Below are 16,955 nucleotides of genomic sequence, written 5' to 3' on the forward strand. Positions count from 1 at the left end.
CTGCATCCGAAAGGATGGGCTCAGTTTCAGGCGGCCTTTTTGCCGTACAAGTCATCCAGCAGCGCCAGGCCGTTCGCATATTGGGCTGCACTGCGTTTTTCTTCCTGACGTGTCCGCCACTTGCGCAGGGGTTGGCCATCTTGCAATTGCTGCACCAAATAGGGCAACCAGCGGCGCGCGCGATGGGCGGTCACCAAGCTGTGGCTGGCGTCTGTGATTGCCATGGCGGCCGATTCAGCGCCCTCACCACCGACAAACTGTGCCACCACACTCAAGTTGTCCGAGTCGTCAGGGCTTTGGGCCAGCAATTGGAAGCCTGCGGTTTCGAGCAAGTGGCGCAAAGTGGGCCCCGTGAAATACAGCGTGTGTGCCCTGAAAAACATGTAATCCGGCGAGCACAAGCGCGTGGCGTTGGGCACCTCGATGTACAACAAGCCTTTGGCCTTGAGTTTTCCGCCGATGGTGCGCAAGGCGGCCACGGGTTCAGCCAGATGCTCCAAAACATGGAACATCGAAATCAAATCCAAAGAACTCGCGGTTTCGCTGGCCAAGCCTTGCTGCAAGGTGCTGTTGTTGACAGGGATGCCCAGCATGCTTTGGGCATAAGTGGCATAGCCTGCATGCGGCTCAATGCCCTTGGCCTGAAACCCCAATGTTTGCAAAAGGTACACAAACTCACCACTGCTCGAACCAATGTCCAAGCTGCGCTGGGATCGGAGGTCGGTGTCCGACCAGCGAGCATCGGTGTTTTGACACAACCACTGCCAACGCCACTGCGCATTGCGGCCGGCACGCAAGACATGGCGCAAGGCGGGCTGAACAGCTGATTTGTAGGCCTGTCGGTATTGGGTGGCGTACCAGTCGGCCAATTCCTGATCGCTGGGCAGCGGGTCGATGCGGCCCAAACCGCAACGGTTGCAGGACACGGTGAGCAAGGCGTCACCTGTTTTACCGTCTTTGTTGGCGATGACTTGTGCCGAACGTTCACCGCAGCAAGGGCAGGCTGTGTGGGCGTTCAGTGGCGTGCCTGTGGCGGTGCTTGTTGGGTCAAAGGTGGTCATCGGCGCATTGTAATTTGCGTCATTCACCACTTAATTAGGGCAATTAACCAGGGGCTTTTAAGACCAGAGGGGGCTTTGTGGTGGACGTCTTCGGTGCCCCTGCGCAGGGCGGGCACCGAAGACGAATGACCAGATCAGTCAGCCGATACGCCTGCTTTGCGGATCACCGGGCCCCATTTGTTGATTTCCGATTTCAGGTGGTCTTCCAGGCCTTTGGGCGTCATTTTGTCGACCGTTGGAATTTCAGAGCTGAGTTCACCCAGGCGCTGCACGATGGATGGTTCGGCCATGGCGGCGCGCATGGCGGTGTTGATCTGGGCCAGCACGGGTGCTGGTGTGCCCTTGGGGGCGTACATGCCGTGCCAGACCTTGACTTCAAAGCCCTTGAGTCCCTGCTCGTCCAAAGTGGGTACGTTGGGCAATGCTGCCAAACGTTTGGTGGTGGTCACTCCGAAGACTTTCACCCGGCCATCTTTGATCATCGGCACAGTTTGCGTGGTCTGGTCACACAGAATGTCCACTTGACCGCCGAGCAGGTCGTTCATGGCGGGACCGGTGCCCTTGTAAGGGATGGTGTTGATGTTGATGCCAATGGCGCTTTTGAACATCAGGCCGCACAGGTTGGACACGGCGCCAAGGCCTGCGTCGGCGAGTGAGACTTTGCTTTCATTGGCTTTGACGTACGCAATCAACTCTTGCAGATTATTGGCCGGAATGTCTTTGCGAGCGATCAGTGTCATGGGCACATCCAGCACTTGGCCGATGTACTCAAAGTCGTTCAGGGGGTCGAAGTTCAGTTTTTTGTACAAGGCAGGTGACGTGGCCATGCCCATGTGGTGCAAAAAGATGGTGTAACCATTGGGTGCGGAGCGCGCTACTTTGGTGGCGCCCACGGTGCCGCCTGCGCCGTTGACGTTTTCAACCACCACCGATTGCCCCAGCGACCTGCCCATGGGAATGGCCATCATGCGGGCCACGACATCGGTGGGGCCGCCTGCTGCAAAAGGCACCACCAAAGTGATGGGTCGGTTGGGGTAGTTTTGCGCGCTTGCTGCCGTGCAGGCCAAAGTCAAAGCAACCCAAGCCAATTTAAAAGAAGTTTTCATATTGTCTCCAATGGTGGTGTGAAAAAGTGGCCAATCGTCTTGGCGGGTAAGGTGATCAGTCGATGGAGGCACCCGATGACTTCACGATTTGCCCCCAACGGACAATGTCGTCGTTTAAAAGTGCCGCAAATTGCTCAGGCGTTGTGGGGGCGGCCAACTCAACCCCTTGTTGTTCCAGCTTGTCCCGCAGGTCTTTGGCTGCCAAAGTTTTGGCCATGGCTTCGTTGAGCTTGGCAGAAACATCGGCAGGCACGCCCGCGGGGCTGAACAAGCCGATCCACAGTGTGCCTGCATAACCGGGCACAGCCTCGGCCAGCGCCGGAACATCGGGCAGGGCCGGCGAGCGTTTGGGGCTGCTCACGGCCAGAGCTTTGAGCTTGCCGGCCTTGATGTGACTCAATGAGGCGGGCAAGCTGGCAAACACGAAGGGCAATTGACCCCCCAGCACATCGTTCATGGCCGGTGCGACGCCTTTGTAAGGCACATGTTGCAACTGGATGCTCGCCATGCTGTTGAGCATTTCACCCAGCAAATGGTTGAGCGTGCCGTTGCCCGCCGAGGCGTATTGCAGCTGGCCCGGTTTGGCCTTGGCTGCAGTGATCAAGTCTTGGACTGTTTTGCCGGCGAAACTGGGGTTGGCCAACAAGACATTGGGAACCGAGCCAATCAAGGCGACGGGTTTGAAATCTTTCACAGGGTCAAAGCCGGGGGTTTTGTACAAAGCCGGGTTGATGGCCTGGCTGCTGCTGATGGTCATCAGCAAGGTGTAGCCGTCTTTGGGGGCTTTGGCCGCAAACTGGGTGCCGATGTTGCCGCCGGCGCCAGGGCGATTCTCGACCGCCACGGGCGAGCCCAAAACCTCGGACAACTTTTGGCTGACCAAGCGCCCCACAATGTCATTGGTGCCTCCGGCCGCTTGTGGCACCACCATCAAAATCGGACGTTGCGGGTAGGCGGATTGGGCATGTGCACCACCCCAAGCCAGCACCAAGCCAAGGCCGCTCAGCAGTGTTCGGTTCAAAAAGCGTCGGCGATGGACGGGGTTTTTGCGTGCAAGCGCTTGCGAAAATGAGAACATATTCGGTCCTGTCAAAGATGTGAAATGCTGATCGAAAGTGCAAAAATGTGCTGCCTTGTGCGCGACACCCTTTGGGTCTGATTCGGACGTCATCAGTCTCCAATGTGCCTGTTTCTCGCCACAAGTTTCTGAAAGTACCGATAAGCTCAGACTATGCTCAAGGGTTGAAAAGGGGTACGCAACATATGATCAACAAGTTTGTGGATTCAGTCGCAGAGGCGCTGGCCGATACCCCCGATGGGGCCACGGTCATGATCGGCGGCTTTGGCACGGCCGGCATCCCCGATGAGCTGATTGAGGGTTTGATTGCGCAAGGCGCGCGCGACCTCACCGTGGTCAACAACAATGCAGGCAATGCCGAGCAGGGCCTGGCCGCTTTGCTCAAAGCCGGTCGGGTGCGCAAAATCATTTGCAGCTTTCCACGCCAAATTGATTCCTATGTTTTTGATGGCCTGTACCGATCGGGCCAGCTTGAATTGGAGTTGGTACCGCAGGGCAATTTGGCCGAGCGCATTCGGGCCGCGGGCGCAGGCATTGGTGGCTTTTTCACCCCCACGGGTTACGGGACCGACTTGGCCAAGCACGCCGATGGTTCGCCCAAAGAAACCCGCGAAATCGATGGCCGCATGTACGTCTATGAAACCCCTATTCACGCCGATTTGGCTTTGATCAAGGCCGAGCGGGGCGACCGCTGGGGCAATCTGACGTACCGCAAGGCAGCGCGCAATTTCGGACCCATCATGGCCATGGCAGCGCGCAAAACCGTGGCCACAGTGCACGAGCAAGTCGCCTTGGGCCAGCTGGACCCCGAAACGGTGGTCACGCCCGGTATTTTTGTACAAGCGGTGGTCAAAATCGACCGCGTGGCCACCCAGGCCGGAGGCATCAAGGCATGACTTACACCCGACGCAGCAAAGACGAACTGGCCGCCCGTGTGGCGCAAGACATTCCCGAAGGCGCCACCGTGAATTTGGGCATTGGCCAACCCACGTTGGTGGCCAACCACATCCCGGCCAGCCGCGAAGTGCTTTTGCACAGCGAAAACGGCATCTTGGGCATGGGGCCAGCCCCGGCCAAAGGGCTGGAAGATTACGACCTGATCAATGCGGGCAAGCAACCGGTGACCTTGCTCCCGGGTGGTGCGTTTTTTCACCACGCCGACAGTTTTGCGATGATGCGCGGCGGTCACCTGGACATCTGTGTGTTGGGGGCTTTTCAAGTCAGCGCCACGGGCGATCTGGCCAACTGGCACACGGGCGAGCCCGACGCCATTCCGGCCGTGGGTGGTGCCATGGACTTGGCCATCGGGGCCAAGCAAACCTGGGTGATGATGGACCTGCTGACCAAGCAAGGCCAAAGCAAATTGGTGCAAGCTTGCAGCTACCCTTTGACCGGCATTGGCTGTGTCAAAAGGGTCTACACCGACTTGGCCACGCTGGCTTGCACGCCCCATGGCCTGGAAGTCATTGACGTGGTGGATGGCCTGAGTTTGCAAGCCTTGGCTGAGCTGATAGGCTTGCCGCTCAGGGCAGCGTGACAGCAGGGTTTGCCAGCCAACCCTGTCCTTGTTAATTTGGAAAGGGTGCCAGCGCCGGCGCTGCGCCGTCCGGCACGCTGCGGCGCGTGGTGTTCATGACCATGGCCAACAAGCTGTAGTAACCGCAGTGTGCCGTCATGTCGATGACGCCCTGGTCGCCAAACATCCGATGGGCAGCTGCCCAGGTCACGTCGCTCACCGATTGGTTGTGCAACAACTCTTGCAGGAAGTCATACACCACGGTCTCTTCGGCCGTCATGTGCGGTGGGCGTCGGCCTTCGGCAATCGCGTTGCAGGTCTCTTCGCTCACACCGGCTTGGATGGCGATCGGTTTGTGGATGTGCCATTCCACCGGCTGAGACCAGTGGCGTGCCACCACCAGAACGGCAAATTCCGAGTTGTGCAGACCGACGGTGTTGTCGTAGCGCAGGTACTCACCCACCTTTTGTAAGCGGCGCATCAGCTCGGGGCTTCGCATCAAAGGCACAAAGGGCCCCGAGAGTTTGCCGCGCGGCCCGCTGACCAATTCGTCCACCGCCGCACGCTGTGCCTCGGTCATTTGTTCACGCGGGATTTCGGGCAGGCGGTCTGTTTTGGGGGAGGTCATCGGACGGTCTCTTGGGTTGAATGATCAAGCCTCAATTTATCACCTGATCAGACGCACATCAGTCGTGTGCGGGATAGCCCGGTGGGGCCACGGCTGCCCCCTGGATCTGGTGGCGCACAAAGGCTTCGGCGACCCAGCCTGATTGTTTGGCCTCTTCCACAAAACCGTTCAGAAATTGCCGCGCTGTCTCGCTTCGCTGAGCGGGCATGCCCATGGCCTGGTGGATGACCATGAAGCGGCCCGGCAGCAGGCGCACGCCCGGCAGGCGCTGCGCGTCGGCTTCCAATTGTTGCTTCACGCCGGCAGCCACTTCGAGTTGCTGGGCCATGAACACATCGACCACGGCGGGTGAGCTGGGTGCGCGCACGATGGGGGCGTTTTTCAGGTGACGGGTCAAAAACAAATCGTAAGCACTGCCGGCGCCCACCGTCACACGGTTGTTGGCCTGGTCAACTTCGTCGTTGCTTTGCAGAGGCGAGTCGCTGCGCACCATGTAGGCCCCTTCGATTTGTACATAGGGCGGTGAAAAATGCAGACCCTCGCCGCGCACCGGGTCGATGGCAAAAAACCCCATGTCGGCCTCGTCGGCGCGCACGCAATGCACCGATTCATCGGCCTTTTTGAACACCCGCCATGCAATGCCCAGGCCCAGTTGGGCCGCCAGTTTGCGCGACAGGTCGGCCGAAATCCCTGAGGGCTCGCCTGCGGCGTCGAGCCCGGCGAGCACCGGGTTGCCCAGGTTGATGGCCACGCGCAAAACACCGTGGGGTGCAAGCAGGGCGGCTAAAGATGGGGCAGATGGATGGCTCATGGGTGATCTTCAAAAAGACAGTGCGGCAAAACGCATTTTAAAAACCCGAACTGCGCAAGCCGCTGACAAACAGCGTTCTTGCCCATGGTTCAGCCCAGGACCTTCAACACTTCGGTCAAATCTCGGCCCGTGTGGTGTGGCGCAGGCCCGATGGCCTCAGGCGGCAGGCTCTGGCGGTTGACCCACAGCGTGGTGAAGCCAAACCAGGTGGCGCCCAGCGCGTCCCAGGCGTTGCTCGAGACAAACAGCACTTCGGCGGGTGCCCATCCAAAGTGGGCGGTCACGATTTGGTAGCTTGTGGGGGTGGTCTTGAACTGGCGCACGCTGTCCACCGACAGCACCGCATCGAGCAACTCGCTCATGCGGGCACTGTGCACGGCCGATTGCAGCATCTCGGGGCTGCCGTTGGACAAAATCGCGGTGGCCACGCCGCGTTGGCGCAAGGCTTTCAGCACGCCCAAGTTTTCCGGGAAAGCCGAGAGCTCGGCGTATTGCGCCATCAGCGCGTCTTCATGGGCGCTGGTGTGCGCCAGGCCCAAACGCGCCAGCGCATAACGCAGTGAAGCGCGTGTGATGTCCCAAAACGATTGGTAATGACGACTGCCTTGGGGGTTGGGGTCGCTCAGCGAGATCAAGCGCGTGTACTCGATTTGCTTGTCGCGCCACAGCACCGACAGGGCCGCGCCCTGGCCGGGGTAGAGTTTTTCGGCCAAAGCGCCGATCGAATACACATCGAACAGCGTGCCGTAGGCGTCAAAGACGACGGCGCGAATGGGGGTTGTGGATGAAGTCATGATCAAACCAGATGCCCTGTTTTCACCAGAATCAAACAGCCCTCGCGGCTAAACGGCTGGTGCTGGCTCATGTGTGGGCTGCGCAGCCAACTGCCTGCGGGGTAGTCGCCGTGTTCGTCCGAGAACACGCCCTCGACCACCAAGATCTCTTCGCCACCCCAATGTCGGTGCGGGTTGAAAAAGGTCTGCGGGGCCCAGCGCACCAAAGCCGTGTTTTGAGTCCCGAAGGTGTTCAGGGGCAAGACCTTCAGGCCCTCCACCATGCCCTGACGCCACGCGCTGCGGCGCGTGTCAACGACCACGCGTTCGTTGTCGCGTGGGTCCAGGTGGCGCAGCTTCACAAACAGGGTGCAGCCCTCGGGTGAGGACGGCGTGTGCGAGCTGCCCACCGGGTTCTGGATGTAGGTGCCCGGACCGTAGACCCCGTGCTCGTCGTGCAGCGTGCCTTCGAGCACCAAAATTTCTTCGCCCCCGCCGTGGGTGTGGCTGGCAAAGGCCGAGCCGGGCGCATAACGCACGATGGAGGTGGCGCGCGCCACCTCGCCGCCGTCGCGCTCCAGCATGCGGCGCGACACGCCGGATGACGGTGAGTCCACCCAATCCAGCGAGGGGCTGTGCACGATGCAGCGCTGGGTCAGGTCGGCATTCAGTGTGATGGGGTGCGTGATGTGTTCGGTGGTCATGAATGGCAGGCGTTGAAGGCACTCAGGTTTTCAGCAAAACCGGCTCGATGGCCTCACCTTGTGCGGTGATGCGACCGATGATGGCGGTGTGCACATAGCCAGCGGCCTTGAGCGCTTGCACACAAGCCGCCGCTTGCGCGGCAGGCACGCTGGCCAGCAGACCGCCTGCGGTTTGCGGGTCAAACAGCAGAGGATAGCGCGGGTCGTTGATGAACTCGTCAGCGTTGCGCAGGGCGCGGCGCAGGCGCACATTGGCCGGTTGCAAAGAACTGACGATGCCCGCCTTCACGCAGTCCACCGCACCGTCCAGCAGGGGCAAGGTGCTCATGTTCAGCTCGGCATCCACGCCCGAGGGTCGCGTCATCTCGACCAAGTGGCCCAGCAGGCCAAAGCCGGTCAGGTCGGTACAGGCGGTGGCGCCGTGGGCACGCAAAACCTGTGCGCCAGTTTGGTTGGACAGCACCATGGACTGCAACGCCGCATCGATCCACCGGCCCTTTGCCGCATGGCGTGCGTGCGCCGCAAACAAGGTGCCTGTGCCCATCGGCTTGGTCAGCAGCAGCACATCGCCGGGCTGCATGCCGCCCTTGCGCATCACGCTGTCCATCTTCTCATCGATCAGGCCGTTGATGGCAAAGCCCAGAGCCAGCTCGGCGCCCTCGCCCGTGTGCCCGCCCACCAAGGCGCAGCCTGCGGCGTTCAGCACCTCGATGGCCCCGCCCATCATTTGGGTCAGCAGGTCTTCCACCTTGCTCTCCAGACCCGGGGGCACGGTGACCACGGCGGTGGCGGTTTGTGGCTCGGCGCCCATGGCAAAAACATCGCCCAATGCGTGATTGGCGGCCACTTTGCCAAACAAATAAGGGTCGTCGATGAAGGCCCTGAAGAAGTCGACCGTTTGCACCACGGCCATGCCCGGCGGCACGCGCACCACGGCCGCATCGTCTGGCGAGTGCAGGCCGATCAAGACATCCGACCGCGCCACAGGCTGCAAGCTGCCCAAAGCCCTCGACAAAATATTGGCCCCGACTTTGGCGCCGCACCCCCCGCAGCGCATGGCGATGGCCGAGATCGCTTGCAGCGATTCTTCGGAGGTCAAGCTCAAACGCGTGGTGGGCGCTTTGCCCTGGGCCTGAATGTCTTTGAGCATTTGGCCCATGGTGTACATGGCTTGTTGCACATGGGCCATGGCCGAGGGGTGGCCCGCGTTGTCCATGGCGGGCAATTGGTTGAAGCGCTGCATGAAGTTCCGGTCGATCCGGTCTTTCCAGCGCCACACCCAATCACCCCCAAACCCCAAAGAACCGCGTGAGCCCACGGCATAGCGGTTGCCGGTTGAGATCAAGGCCAGCCAGTGGCGTTGTGGCGTGTAGGCCAACAACTTTTGTCCACGCAAACTCCGCCGCAAATTGTTGGCCAGGGGTTTGGCCATGCGCACCGCAAAAACCCCGGCTTTTTCGAGGGGGCGATCGACAAAAGAGGCTACATCGCCCGCCGCAAAGACCAAAGGATCGTTCAAGCTCTGCAGCTGAGGATGGACCAAGATGAAGCCTTGGGCATCCAAGGCCAGGCCCGTGCTTTGCAGCCAAGCGGGGCCACCCGCCTGCGTGACCCACATGGTCTCATCGGCGTCAAAGGTGCGGCCGTTGCGCGTGTGCAGGCAACCGGGTGAGACTTGAACCACCTCGGCATGGGGGTGCACTTCGACGTTGCGTTCTTGCAGCACTTGTGCAAACCGCGCGCGCACACCTGGGTTGTGGGTCGGCAAGATGGATTCGCCGGAGGTCAACAGCACAAATTTCAGGTCTTCTGGGTTGCGCCCCAATGCTTTGAGCTCATGGCGCAGTCGGTATTGCATGGACAAGACCAGCTCCACACCACCCGCGCCGCCCCCCACCACCGCGATCGTCATGCGACCTCGGTGCGAAGGCCATTGGCGGACTTTGTCCAGCAGTGCCAGCCAGCGTTGGTTGAACTGTGCAATCGGTTTGACGGGTGTGGCCAGCGCTTGCGCGCCCTCGATGTTTTGCACCTGCGGCGTCGATCCGGTGTTGATGGACAACAGGTCGTAAGCGACCGGAGGTCGGTGGGCACAGATCACGCGTTGATTTTGGCGGTCAATGCCCACCACCGCATCACGGTAAAAGCGTGCGCCAGCAAAGGCACACAAGCGGCCCAGGTCGATGTGGACTTCGTCAAAGCTGTAATGACCGGAGATGTAGCCCGGCAACATGCCCGAGTAAGGCGTGTCGATGTCGGTGCAGATCAGGGTGAGGCGAACCCCTGGCTCAGGCTGCATGGCGAACATGCGCAGCACGCCCACATGGCTGTGGCCGCCGCCAACCAACACCAAGTCACGCAGCACGGGTTGAGGGGTAGATTGCATTCTCAGAGGGTCCAGGGTTTGACATGCACCCAGAGGTGCCCGGCTGCTGGGATCACAGCCACTGCTGAAGTGTGCCACCAGATTCAACAGGGGCAAGTGTCAGCTTTTGATCTGATGTAACGTATTGAACTCAGAATCAAGCCATCTTGACCAGGAACCCTCTTTCATGCACCCCACCTTCCCCCTTTTGAAGGTCACCGACTTTCCGGCGATTCGCCGTCAAACGCTGGACACCTTGCAGGTCAATCTCGGCTACAAGTGCAACCAAAGTTGCCTGCACTGCCATGTGGGCGCCGGCCCCAACCGGACCGAAATGATGGATGCGGCCACCATCGAAGCGGTGTTGGCGGTGTTGGCGCGCCGAAACATCCAAACCCTGGACCTCACGGGAGGGGCCCCCGAACTCCATGAGGGCTTTCGGTCTTTGGTGGTGCGTGCTCGGGCTTTGGGTGTGCGGGTCATCGACCGATGCAACCTGACGATTTTGAGTGAGCCCGGCCAAGAGGGCTTGGCCGAATTTTTGGCCGAACAGCAAGTCGAAGTCACGGCTTCCTTGCCGTGCTATTCGCCTGCCAACGTGGACCGTCAACGCGGCGACGGTGTGTTTGAGCGCAGCGTGACCGGTTTGCAGCAGCTCAATGCTCTGGGGTATGGCCAAGCTTCGCATCCCGAATTGGTCTTGAACTTGGTCTACAACCCGCAAGGGCCCTCCTTGCCGCCGCCCCAAGAGGCCTTGGAAGCGGACTACAAGCGCGAGTTGCTGGCGCATTTCGGCATTCGGTTCAACCACCTGTTCGCTTTGACCAACATGCCGGTGCAGCGTTTTGGCAGCACCTTGGTCAGCAAGGGCCAATTTGCCACTTACATGCAGTTGCTGCGCAGCGCTTACCGACCTGAAAACCTGCACACGGTGATGTGCAGAACCCTGATCAGTGTGGATTGGCAAGGCCAGTTGTACGACTGCGATTTCAACCAAATGTTGGGCATGGCGTCACCTGTGTCAGGACCCAAGCCCGCTCGAATTGAAGACTTGTTGACGGTGGATGTCGCTGGCCAAGCGATCGCCATCGCAGACCATTGCTATGGCTGCACCGCGGGTCAGGGCAGCAGTTGCGGGGGTGCTTTGGAGGACAAAGCCGGCATGACGCCCATGACGCAATCTGCCTAAAAGAACCGTGTGCCGGTCACCCTCATGCCCTCGCCCATGTCCACGCCATTGTCTTGTTCTTTGTGCATCGTGGTGCCCGTGCTGAACGAGGCTCAGGGCATTGAGGCCCTGTTGCAGTCCTTGGCCCCTTTGCGCCAGCGCGGCGCGCGCGTGGTGGTGGTGGACGGTGGCAGCCAAGATGACACCCGGGCTTTGGCCCAAGCGCATGCCGACGCCGTCATTGAGGGCCCGTGCGGCAGGGCTTTGCAAATGAACGCCGGCGCCGCGCTGGGCTGGGGTGAGGTGCTTTTGTTTTTGCACGCCGACACCACGCTGCCCGAGCGCGCCGACGTGCACTTGCTGCAAGCCTTGTCTCGGGGCCATGTTTGGGGGCGCTTTGATGTGCGCATTGCGGGGCGGCCCTGGATGCTGGCGGTGGTGGCCAGGCTGATGAACTGGCGTTCGCGCTGGACAGGCATCGCCACCGGCGATCAGGCCATCTTCGTGCGCCGCGATGTTTTCGCACAGGTGGGCGGCTTTGCGCTGCAGCCGCTGATGGAAGACATTGACCTGTCTCAGCGCCTGCGCGCTGTGGGCCCAGCGGCTTGCTTGCGTCAGCGGGTGGTCACCTCCGGTCGGCGTTGGGAGCAGCGCGGCGTGTGGCGCACCATCCTGTTGATGTGGCGCTTGCGCTGGCGTTATTGGCGCGGTGAGTCGGCGCACACCTTGGCTCGGGATTACCGATGAGCACTGCGCTGGTCATTTTTGCCAAAGCACCTGTGGCGGGTTTGGCCAAAACCCGCATGATCCCGGCCTTGGGCCCCCAAGGCTCGGCGGGCTTGGCCCAGCAGCTGCTTTTGCACGCGGTACAACAGGCCGCGCAAGTGCCGTGGGACGCGCTGGAATTGTGCGTCAGCCCCGACACCACGCACCCAGCCTTTGCCCAGGCACAACACATCGCCCAGAAAATCGGCAAGGACCCCCGCCAAGGCCATTTGTCATTGAGCGTTCAAGGCGACGGCGATTTGGGGGCGCGCATGCACCGCGCTTTGGTGCGCGGCTTGTCACGCCATTCGGCGGTCTTGCTCATGGGAACCGATGCACCCGGCCTGAACGCCACGGTGCTGCAGCAAGCCGCACAGGCCTTGCAGATGCACGACGCCGTGTTTGTGCCCGCGCACGACGGGGGCTATGCGCTGGTGGGCTTACGCCAGCCCGTGCCTGAGCTGTTCGAGGGCATGGTCTGGAGTACCGCCAGCGTCATGGCCGAGACCCGGACTCGCACCCATCAAGCCGGTTTGCGCTGGTGTGAACTGGCACCGGTACACGACATGGACGAGCCCACTGATTTGCACCATTTGCCGCCGGATTGGCCCAACCGATCCCATCTGCTCCAAGCCGTTCCTTCACCATGAACCCAGACGCCCAAGCCGGCCGCAGCTGTCCCCTGCACTACCACTATGGCCCCGACGTTTTCACCTCAGCCCCCGACCCGGACTTGACCGGCCTGGACACCCTTTATGTGGTGGGCGGCTTGTATGGCAACGAGTTGGCGCTGCACGAGGTGTTGCACTTGTTTGAACAAGAGCGCGGGCGCAAGCGCTTGGTGTTCAACGGCGACTTTCACTGGTTTGACATCGACCCGGCCATCTTCGCGCGGGTGCAAGCGGCGGTCTTGTCGCACCTGGCTTTGCGCGGCAATGTCGAAACCGAGTTGGCCGAAGACGACCCCGATCCCGAGGCGGGCTGCGGCTGCGCCTACCCCGATTGGGTGGGTCAAGACGTGGTCTCGCGTTCTAACCGCATCCTGACCCAATTGCGCACGGCCACCACGCCCGAGCAACGCGTCCAGCTGGCTGCTTTGCCCATGTGGCGCGTGGCGCAGGTGGGTCCGCTGCGCGTGGGCTTGGTGCACGGCGACGCGCAATCTTTGGCCGGTTGGGGCTTCGCACAGGAACACCTGCGCGATCCGGCGCATCTGCCTGTGGTGCGGCGCTGGTTTGAGCGGGCGCAAGTGGACGTCTTTGCCAGCTCACACACCTGCTTGCCGGTATTTCAGCAGCTCAGCGTGCCCGGCCGTGCCCGCAGCGCCTGGGTGCTCAACAACGGCGCGGCGGGCATGCCGAACTTTCAAGGCGATGCGGCGGGCTTGCTCACGCGCATCGCCACGACGCCTTTTGAGGGGCCGCAGCGCCGCTGCCACGTACAAGCCAGCGGCCTGCACCTCGAAGCCATTGCCATTGAGACCCCTGCCGTCGCAGCGCAAACGCGCTTTTTGCAGCAGTGGCCCGAGGGTTCCGACGCACACGCGTCTTATTTTTCGCGCATCGCGGCAGGTCCGGCCTACCGTGAAGCCGATGTCATTCGTGGGGAGACTTGAGCATGTTGGCCATCATCGGAGGCACCGGCCTCTACGAACTTCCGGGCTTGCGCATCACGCAGCGCATACCGGGCAACACCTCCTTTGGGCAGGCTTCTGGCGATGTGCTGCGCGGTCAGTACCACGGTCAAGAAGTGCTGTTTTTGGCGCGCCACGGCAGCGGCCACCGTTTGTTGCCGCACGAGGTCAATTACCGCGCCAACATTTTTGCCCTCAAGCAGGCCGGGGCCACCCAGTTGCTCGGGTTTTCGGCGGTGGGCAGCTTGAGCCTGGAGGTCAAGCCCGGCGACATGGCCATGCCCGAGCAGTACTTTGACTGGACACGGGGCCAGCGTGAACGCACCTTCTTTGGGCAAGGCGTGGCCGCCCATGTGTCCACGGCCAAACCCGTCAGTGCGGGCTTGGTGGATGCCGTCTCACAGGCCGCTCAGCGCTGCGGCCTGTCGGTGCACCGGGGCCTGACCTACGGCTGCGTGGAAGGCCCGCGCCTGGGCACGCAGGCCGAAAGCCATTTTCTGCGCCAAGCCGGTTGTCACTTGGTGGGCATGACCAATGTGCCGGAAGTTTTCTTGGCCCGCGAAGCGCAGATGGCCTACGCCACCGTGGGTCTGGTCACCGACTACGACTGTTGGTTGGACGACCCCTCCCAGCACGTCAGTGTGTCCGGTATTTTTGAGCTGTATGGCAAGACCTTGGGCAAAGCTGCGCAGGTGCTCGATGCTTTGTTGTCGCAGCCCCTGCCCGAGCCGGACCCGGCCAGTCGCCAGGCGCTGGCCAGCGCCATGCTCACGCCCGATGCGGCACTCACACCAGCGCAAGCCCAGTGGCTGTCCGTGTTGCGGCGCTGAGCGGTCTTACGCGCTGAGCACTTGTACCCAGCGCTGCAAGGCCGCGCGTTCGGCTTGCGGGTCAAACAAGGGCGCACGCAAAGCGCATTGGCGCTCAAGCTCAGCCATGAGCGCCGGGCCGCGGGTGGTGTTGCGGCAAGCCAGCAGCTGTTCGGCCAAGCCATGCGCATCACCCGGTTCGAAGTAGCCCGCGTAATCCGTGCCCAGCAGGCCCACATTGCCGTCGATGCGCGAGGCCATCACGGGGGTGCCGCTGCAGATGGCTTCCATCAGCACATGCGCACCGCCTTCCATGCGGCTGCAGTGCACCAGCAGGTGCGCGCGCTGGATGCGTTGCAGGGTTTGGGCGTGGGGCACGGCGCCCAGCCAGCGGTAATGCGGGCACTGTGCTTGGGTGGCTTGTGCGGCCTGGCCCAGTGCGGCATCCAGCGGCGCGCCAATGTGGTCGATCCGGATGCCGCTGCCTGCGGGCAACAAACGGGCTGCGGCCATCAAAGTCAGAGGGTCTTTTTCATCGCGCAAATGGCCCACCATCAGCACCCGCAAGTGGCGTGAGGTTTTGGCCAGTGTTTGTCGCGTGCCGGTCGATTGAAAAATCACGCGGGCCTTGGCTTGGTGTTCGCTGGGCAGGCTTTGCACGCCCAGGCCCTGCAGCACCACCAAGCTGTGCGCCAGCGTCAGCGAGCGCTGTGCTTGCGTGTCGTGCGCGATGTCGCGGTACAGGTCGGTGCCGGTCAGCACCAGCCCCAAGCCGCGCTGGCCATGCCGCGCGTGCCAGGCCTGAATCGAGTCGGCCGAGCGGCGGGCGTGCAGGGCCAGCATCACACCATCGCCATCGGCCTGCGCGTCAGGCCATTGCCGCACGATGCGCACCTGCTGGGGTTGCAGCAAGCGTTGCCAGCGGCGCGCGGTTTGCCAGTTGCCGTTGTTGGCGTCGGCCAAGGCGGGGCTGACGATGACGATGCGCAGGGGATTCATGGCCCATTTATAGCCGAGCGCTCTGAAACCGCAGTCAAGAGCAGTGGCTTTGGGAAAAACGCCCTTTTTTGCGTTCAATTCCCCCTTTAGATTTCGGATAAATCTGAGTGTTTTCTTTGATCGTTCCGTTTTTTGTAGAATATCAAGCTCGATTGCGATTCTTCTACACCCAGGACCCTTTCATGATTCGCTCTAGGCGCTTACCGCTGCCACTGCACAGACATTCTTTGAACAGCATGGCGTGTTTGGCCATCTCGGTGCTCGTTTGCACAGGGGCCAGCCCGGCTTGGGCTTCGACCCCCAGCAGCACGGCCAGCGCAGTGCAGACCGCAGGCCTCAGCCGTGCGGCCGAGTTGCCAGAATTTGACACGGCCAGTTTGGAGGCCCTGGTTCTGCAGTTCAACCCCTTGCTGCGGGCCACCGGCCAGTCCGTCGATGCCGCTCGGGCATCGGTCACCTCGGCCGGCGCTTTGCTCAACCCGCGCATTGACGTGTCACGCGGGCCTTGGCAACAGTTGGGCTCGGGCTCTGCTTCGAGCCAAAGCTGGACGTTCACCCAACCCATTGAAAACCCCCAATTGCGCAGAGCGCGCATGGACAGTGCGCAAGCCGGTGTTTCCAGTGCCGAGCAGCAGCGTGCCAACGTGCGCAATGACCTGTTGGCGCAGTTGCGCATGCGTATTTTTGAGGCCTTGCTGCATCAGGGTGAAGCCGAGGCCGCTGCCGAGTCCTTGACCTTGTTGGAACAAGTCCAGCAGCGGGTGCGCGTTCGGGTCAGCAGTGGCGAGGCGCCACGCTATGAGCTGATCAAAGCCGACTCCGAAGTCATCAACGCCCGTGAGCGCCAGCAAACCGCCGCTTTGCGCGCCGACAACACGCTGCTTGAAATCAGCCGATTGGCGGCCGGGCAGTTGCCTGCCCGCTGGAAGCTCAAGCCGCCCACGCCCAGCGAAAGGGCGCTCAACCAGACCTTGGAGCAGTTGCAAGCCAGTGCCAGCCAGTTCAACCCGGAGTTGAGGATCCTGCAGCACGAGTTGGACCGTGCCAAGTCCCGGCTGGCGTCCGTGCGTGCCAGCGTGGTGCCTTCGGTGGACCTGCGTTACTCGCAAATGTCAGACCCCCAAGTGCGCCAGTCGCAATGGGGCATCGGCGTGCAGATCCCCCTTTTAGACCAGCGCACTGGCCCGATCGCCGAAGCGGTGGCGGAGCTCGAAAGAGCGCGCACACGCTATGAAGGCCGACAAGCCGAAATGACCCAACAAATCTTGTTGGCTTGGCGGTCGCTTGAAATGTCCCGCTTGCGTGTCGACGCCTTGAGCCAAGGCGTTGTTCGCGAGGCCGAATCGGCCTTGCGTGTGGCCGAAGCCGCCTACCGCTTTGGCGAGCGTGGCATTTTGGATGTGCTGGACGCCCAACGTGTTTTGCGCAGCGTGCGCGCAGACCTGTTGCAAGCCCGTTACCAGATGCAAGTCGCTCGCATCACCCTTGTTCAACTCAGTGGCCGTTATGCCGCTGATGCCACCCCATCTGTGAAATGAT

17 protein-coding genes are annotated in these 16,955 nt (G+C 61.5%); 8 read left to right on the top strand and 9 right to left on the bottom strand.

Annotation, left to right across the window (positions count from 1 at the left end; genetic code table 11):
- Positions 1-26 precede the first annotated feature (26 nt).
- The 3 genes from B472_RS06505 to B472_RS06515 all read right to left on the bottom strand — a co-directional run bounded on the left by B472_RS06505 (position 27) and on the right by B472_RS06515 (position 3,245).
- On the bottom strand, positions 27-1,061 hold the full coding sequence (locus B472_RS06505) for a class I SAM-dependent methyltransferase (protein ID WP_133176076.1): 1,035 nt from the start codon (positions 1,059-1,061) through the stop codon (positions 27-29).
- A 134-nt stretch (positions 1,062-1,195) separates the two neighbouring features.
- Entirely contained in the window at positions 1,196-2,167 is a 972-nt protein-coding gene (locus tag B472_RS06510; RefSeq protein WP_019426213.1) for a tripartite tricarboxylate transporter substrate binding protein BugD, read from the bottom strand.
- A gap of 55 nt (positions 2,168-2,222) precedes the next feature.
- Complete coding sequence (locus B472_RS06515; RefSeq protein ID WP_019426214.1) at positions 2,223-3,245, bottom strand: tripartite tricarboxylate transporter substrate binding protein; 1,023 nt, start codon at positions 3,243-3,245, stop codon at positions 2,223-2,225.
- A 185-nt stretch (positions 3,246-3,430) separates the two neighbouring features.
- Here B472_RS06515 and B472_RS06520 point away from each other — a divergent pair, with 185 nt between their 5' ends.
- Entirely contained in the window at positions 3,431-4,141 is a 711-nt protein-coding gene (locus tag B472_RS06520; protein WP_019426215.1) for a 3-oxoacid CoA-transferase subunit A, read from the top strand.
- Positions 4,138-4,782 (top strand): 3-oxoacid CoA-transferase subunit B, encoded by a 645-nt coding sequence (locus B472_RS06525; protein ID WP_019426216.1) that lies wholly within the window; start codon positions 4,138-4,140, stop codon positions 4,780-4,782. Before B472_RS06520 ends, B472_RS06525 begins: the two co-directional genes overlap by 4 nt.
- A gap of 31 nt (positions 4,783-4,813) precedes the next feature.
- On the opposite strand, the gene B472_RS06530 is transcribed toward B472_RS06525, so the two are convergent.
- The 5 genes from B472_RS06530 to selD all read right to left on the bottom strand — a co-directional run bounded on the left by B472_RS06530 (position 4,814) and on the right by selD (position 10,063).
- Entirely contained in the window at positions 4,814-5,389 is a 576-nt protein-coding gene (locus B472_RS06530; protein ID WP_019426217.1) for a carboxymuconolactone decarboxylase family protein, read from the bottom strand.
- Positions 5,390-5,447: 58 nt separating this feature from the next.
- Positions 5,448-6,200 carry an ABC transporter substrate-binding protein gene (locus tag B472_RS06535; RefSeq protein ID WP_019426218.1) on the bottom strand — a complete coding sequence of 251 codons (753 nt, stop codon included), beginning with the start codon at positions 6,198-6,200 and terminating at the stop codon, positions 5,448-5,450.
- 89 nt (positions 6,201-6,289) lie between these two features.
- Positions 6,290-6,994 carry a haloacid dehalogenase type II gene (locus B472_RS06540; protein WP_040505833.1) on the bottom strand — a complete coding sequence of 235 codons (705 nt, stop codon included), beginning with the start codon at positions 6,992-6,994 and terminating at the stop codon, positions 6,290-6,292.
- Positions 6,995-6,996: 2 nt separating this feature from the next.
- Positions 6,997-7,677: a cupin domain-containing protein gene (locus tag B472_RS06545; protein ID WP_019426220.1), complete on the bottom strand. Its 681-nt coding sequence runs from the start codon at positions 7,675-7,677 to the stop codon at positions 6,997-6,999.
- Positions 7,678-7,699: 22 nt separating this feature from the next.
- Positions 7,700-10,063 (bottom strand): selenide, water dikinase SelD, encoded by a 2,364-nt coding sequence (gene selD, locus B472_RS06550; protein WP_019426221.1) that lies wholly within the window; start codon positions 10,061-10,063, stop codon positions 7,700-7,702.
- Positions 10,064-10,229: 166 nt separating this feature from the next.
- Between selD and arsS the strand changes: the two genes are divergently transcribed.
- The 5 genes from arsS to B472_RS06575 are packed head-to-tail and all read left to right on the top strand — an operon-like array spanning position 10,230 to position 14,438.
- Positions 10,230-11,231 carry an arsenosugar biosynthesis radical SAM (seleno)protein ArsS gene (gene arsS, locus B472_RS06555; protein ID WP_019426222.1) on the top strand — a complete coding sequence of 334 codons (1,002 nt, stop codon included), beginning with the start codon at positions 10,230-10,232 and terminating at the stop codon, positions 11,229-11,231.
- A 36-nt stretch (positions 11,232-11,267) separates the two neighbouring features.
- Entirely contained in the window at positions 11,268-11,957 is a 690-nt protein-coding gene (locus B472_RS06560) for a TIGR04283 family arsenosugar biosynthesis glycosyltransferase (RefSeq protein ID WP_026039408.1), read from the top strand.
- Positions 11,954-12,625 (top strand): TIGR04282 family arsenosugar biosynthesis glycosyltransferase, encoded by a 672-nt coding sequence (locus B472_RS06565; RefSeq protein ID WP_019426224.1) that lies wholly within the window; start codon positions 11,954-11,956, stop codon positions 12,623-12,625. The genes B472_RS06560 and B472_RS06565 overlap by 4 nt, the downstream gene beginning before the upstream one ends.
- A complete protein-coding gene (locus B472_RS06570) occupies positions 12,622-13,590 on the top strand; it encodes a hypothetical protein (protein WP_019426225.1) in 969 nt (322 codons plus the stop codon). Before B472_RS06565 ends, B472_RS06570 begins: the two co-directional genes overlap by 4 nt.
- 2 nt (positions 13,591-13,592) lie before the next feature.
- A complete protein-coding gene (locus B472_RS06575) occupies positions 13,593-14,438 on the top strand; it encodes an MTAP family purine nucleoside phosphorylase (RefSeq protein WP_019426226.1) in 846 nt (281 codons plus the stop codon).
- Positions 14,439-14,444: 6 nt separating this feature from the next.
- Here the strand turns inward: B472_RS06575 and senB are convergent, their stop codons facing one another.
- On the bottom strand, positions 14,445-15,416 hold the full coding sequence (senB, locus tag B472_RS06580) for a selenoneine biosynthesis selenosugar synthase SenB (protein ID WP_050995429.1): 972 nt from the start codon (positions 15,414-15,416) through the stop codon (positions 14,445-14,447).
- Positions 15,417-15,598: 182 nt separating this feature from the next.
- Here senB and B472_RS06585 point away from each other — a divergent pair, with 182 nt between their 5' ends.
- Complete coding sequence (locus B472_RS06585) at positions 15,599-16,954, top strand: TolC family protein (RefSeq protein WP_238147395.1); 1,356 nt, start codon at positions 15,599-15,601, stop codon at positions 16,952-16,954.
- The last annotated feature ends 1 nt before the right edge of the window (position 16,955 follow it).

It is taken from the genome of Limnohabitans sp. Rim28 (assembly GCF_000293865.2).
Classification (GTDB): Bacteria; Pseudomonadota; Gammaproteobacteria; order Burkholderiales; family Burkholderiaceae_C; genus Limnohabitans_A.

Coding starts and splice junctions, on each gene's coding strand:
- B472_RS06505 (WP_133176076.1), bottom strand. CDS start 1,061: ATGACCACCTTTGACCCAACAAGCACCGCCACAGGCACGCCACTGAAC.
- B472_RS06510 (WP_019426213.1), bottom strand. CDS start 2,167: ATGAAAACTTCTTTTAAATTGGCTTGGGTTGCTTTGACTTTGGCCTGC.
- B472_RS06515 (WP_019426214.1), bottom strand. CDS start 3,245: ATGTTCTCATTTTCGCAAGCGCTTGCACGCAAAAACCCCGTCCATCGC.
- B472_RS06520 (WP_019426215.1), top strand. CDS start 3,431: ATGATCAACAAGTTTGTGGATTCAGTCGCAGAGGCGCTGGCCGATACC.
- B472_RS06525 (WP_019426216.1), top strand. CDS start 4,138: ATGACTTACACCCGACGCAGCAAAGACGAACTGGCCGCCCGTGTGGCG.
- B472_RS06530 (WP_019426217.1), bottom strand. CDS start 5,389: ATGACCTCCCCCAAAACAGACCGCCTGCCCGAAATCCCGCGTGAACAA.
- B472_RS06535 (WP_019426218.1), bottom strand. CDS start 6,200: ATGAGCCATCCATCTGCCCCATCTTTAGCCGCCCTGCTTGCACCCCAC.
- B472_RS06540 (WP_040505833.1), bottom strand. CDS start 6,994: ATGACTTCATCCACAACCCCCATTCGCGCCGTCGTCTTTGACGCCTAC.
- B472_RS06545 (WP_019426220.1), bottom strand. CDS start 7,677: ATGACCACCGAACACATCACGCACCCCATCACACTGAATGCCGACCTG.
- selD (WP_019426221.1), bottom strand. CDS start 10,063: ATGCAATCTACCCCTCAACCCGTGCTGCGTGACTTGGTGTTGGTTGGC.
- arsS (WP_019426222.1), top strand. CDS start 10,230: ATGCACCCCACCTTCCCCCTTTTGAAGGTCACCGACTTTCCGGCGATT.
- B472_RS06560 (WP_026039408.1), top strand. CDS start 11,268: ATGTCCACGCCATTGTCTTGTTCTTTGTGCATCGTGGTGCCCGTGCTG.
- B472_RS06565 (WP_019426224.1), top strand. CDS start 11,954: ATGAGCACTGCGCTGGTCATTTTTGCCAAAGCACCTGTGGCGGGTTTG.
- B472_RS06570 (WP_019426225.1), top strand. CDS start 12,622: ATGAACCCAGACGCCCAAGCCGGCCGCAGCTGTCCCCTGCACTACCAC.
- B472_RS06575 (WP_019426226.1), top strand. CDS start 13,593: ATGTTGGCCATCATCGGAGGCACCGGCCTCTACGAACTTCCGGGCTTG.
- senB (WP_050995429.1), bottom strand. CDS start 15,416: ATGAATCCCCTGCGCATCGTCATCGTCAGCCCCGCCTTGGCCGACGCC.
- B472_RS06585 (WP_238147395.1), top strand. CDS start 15,599: ATGATTCGCTCTAGGCGCTTACCGCTGCCACTGCACAGACATTCTTTG.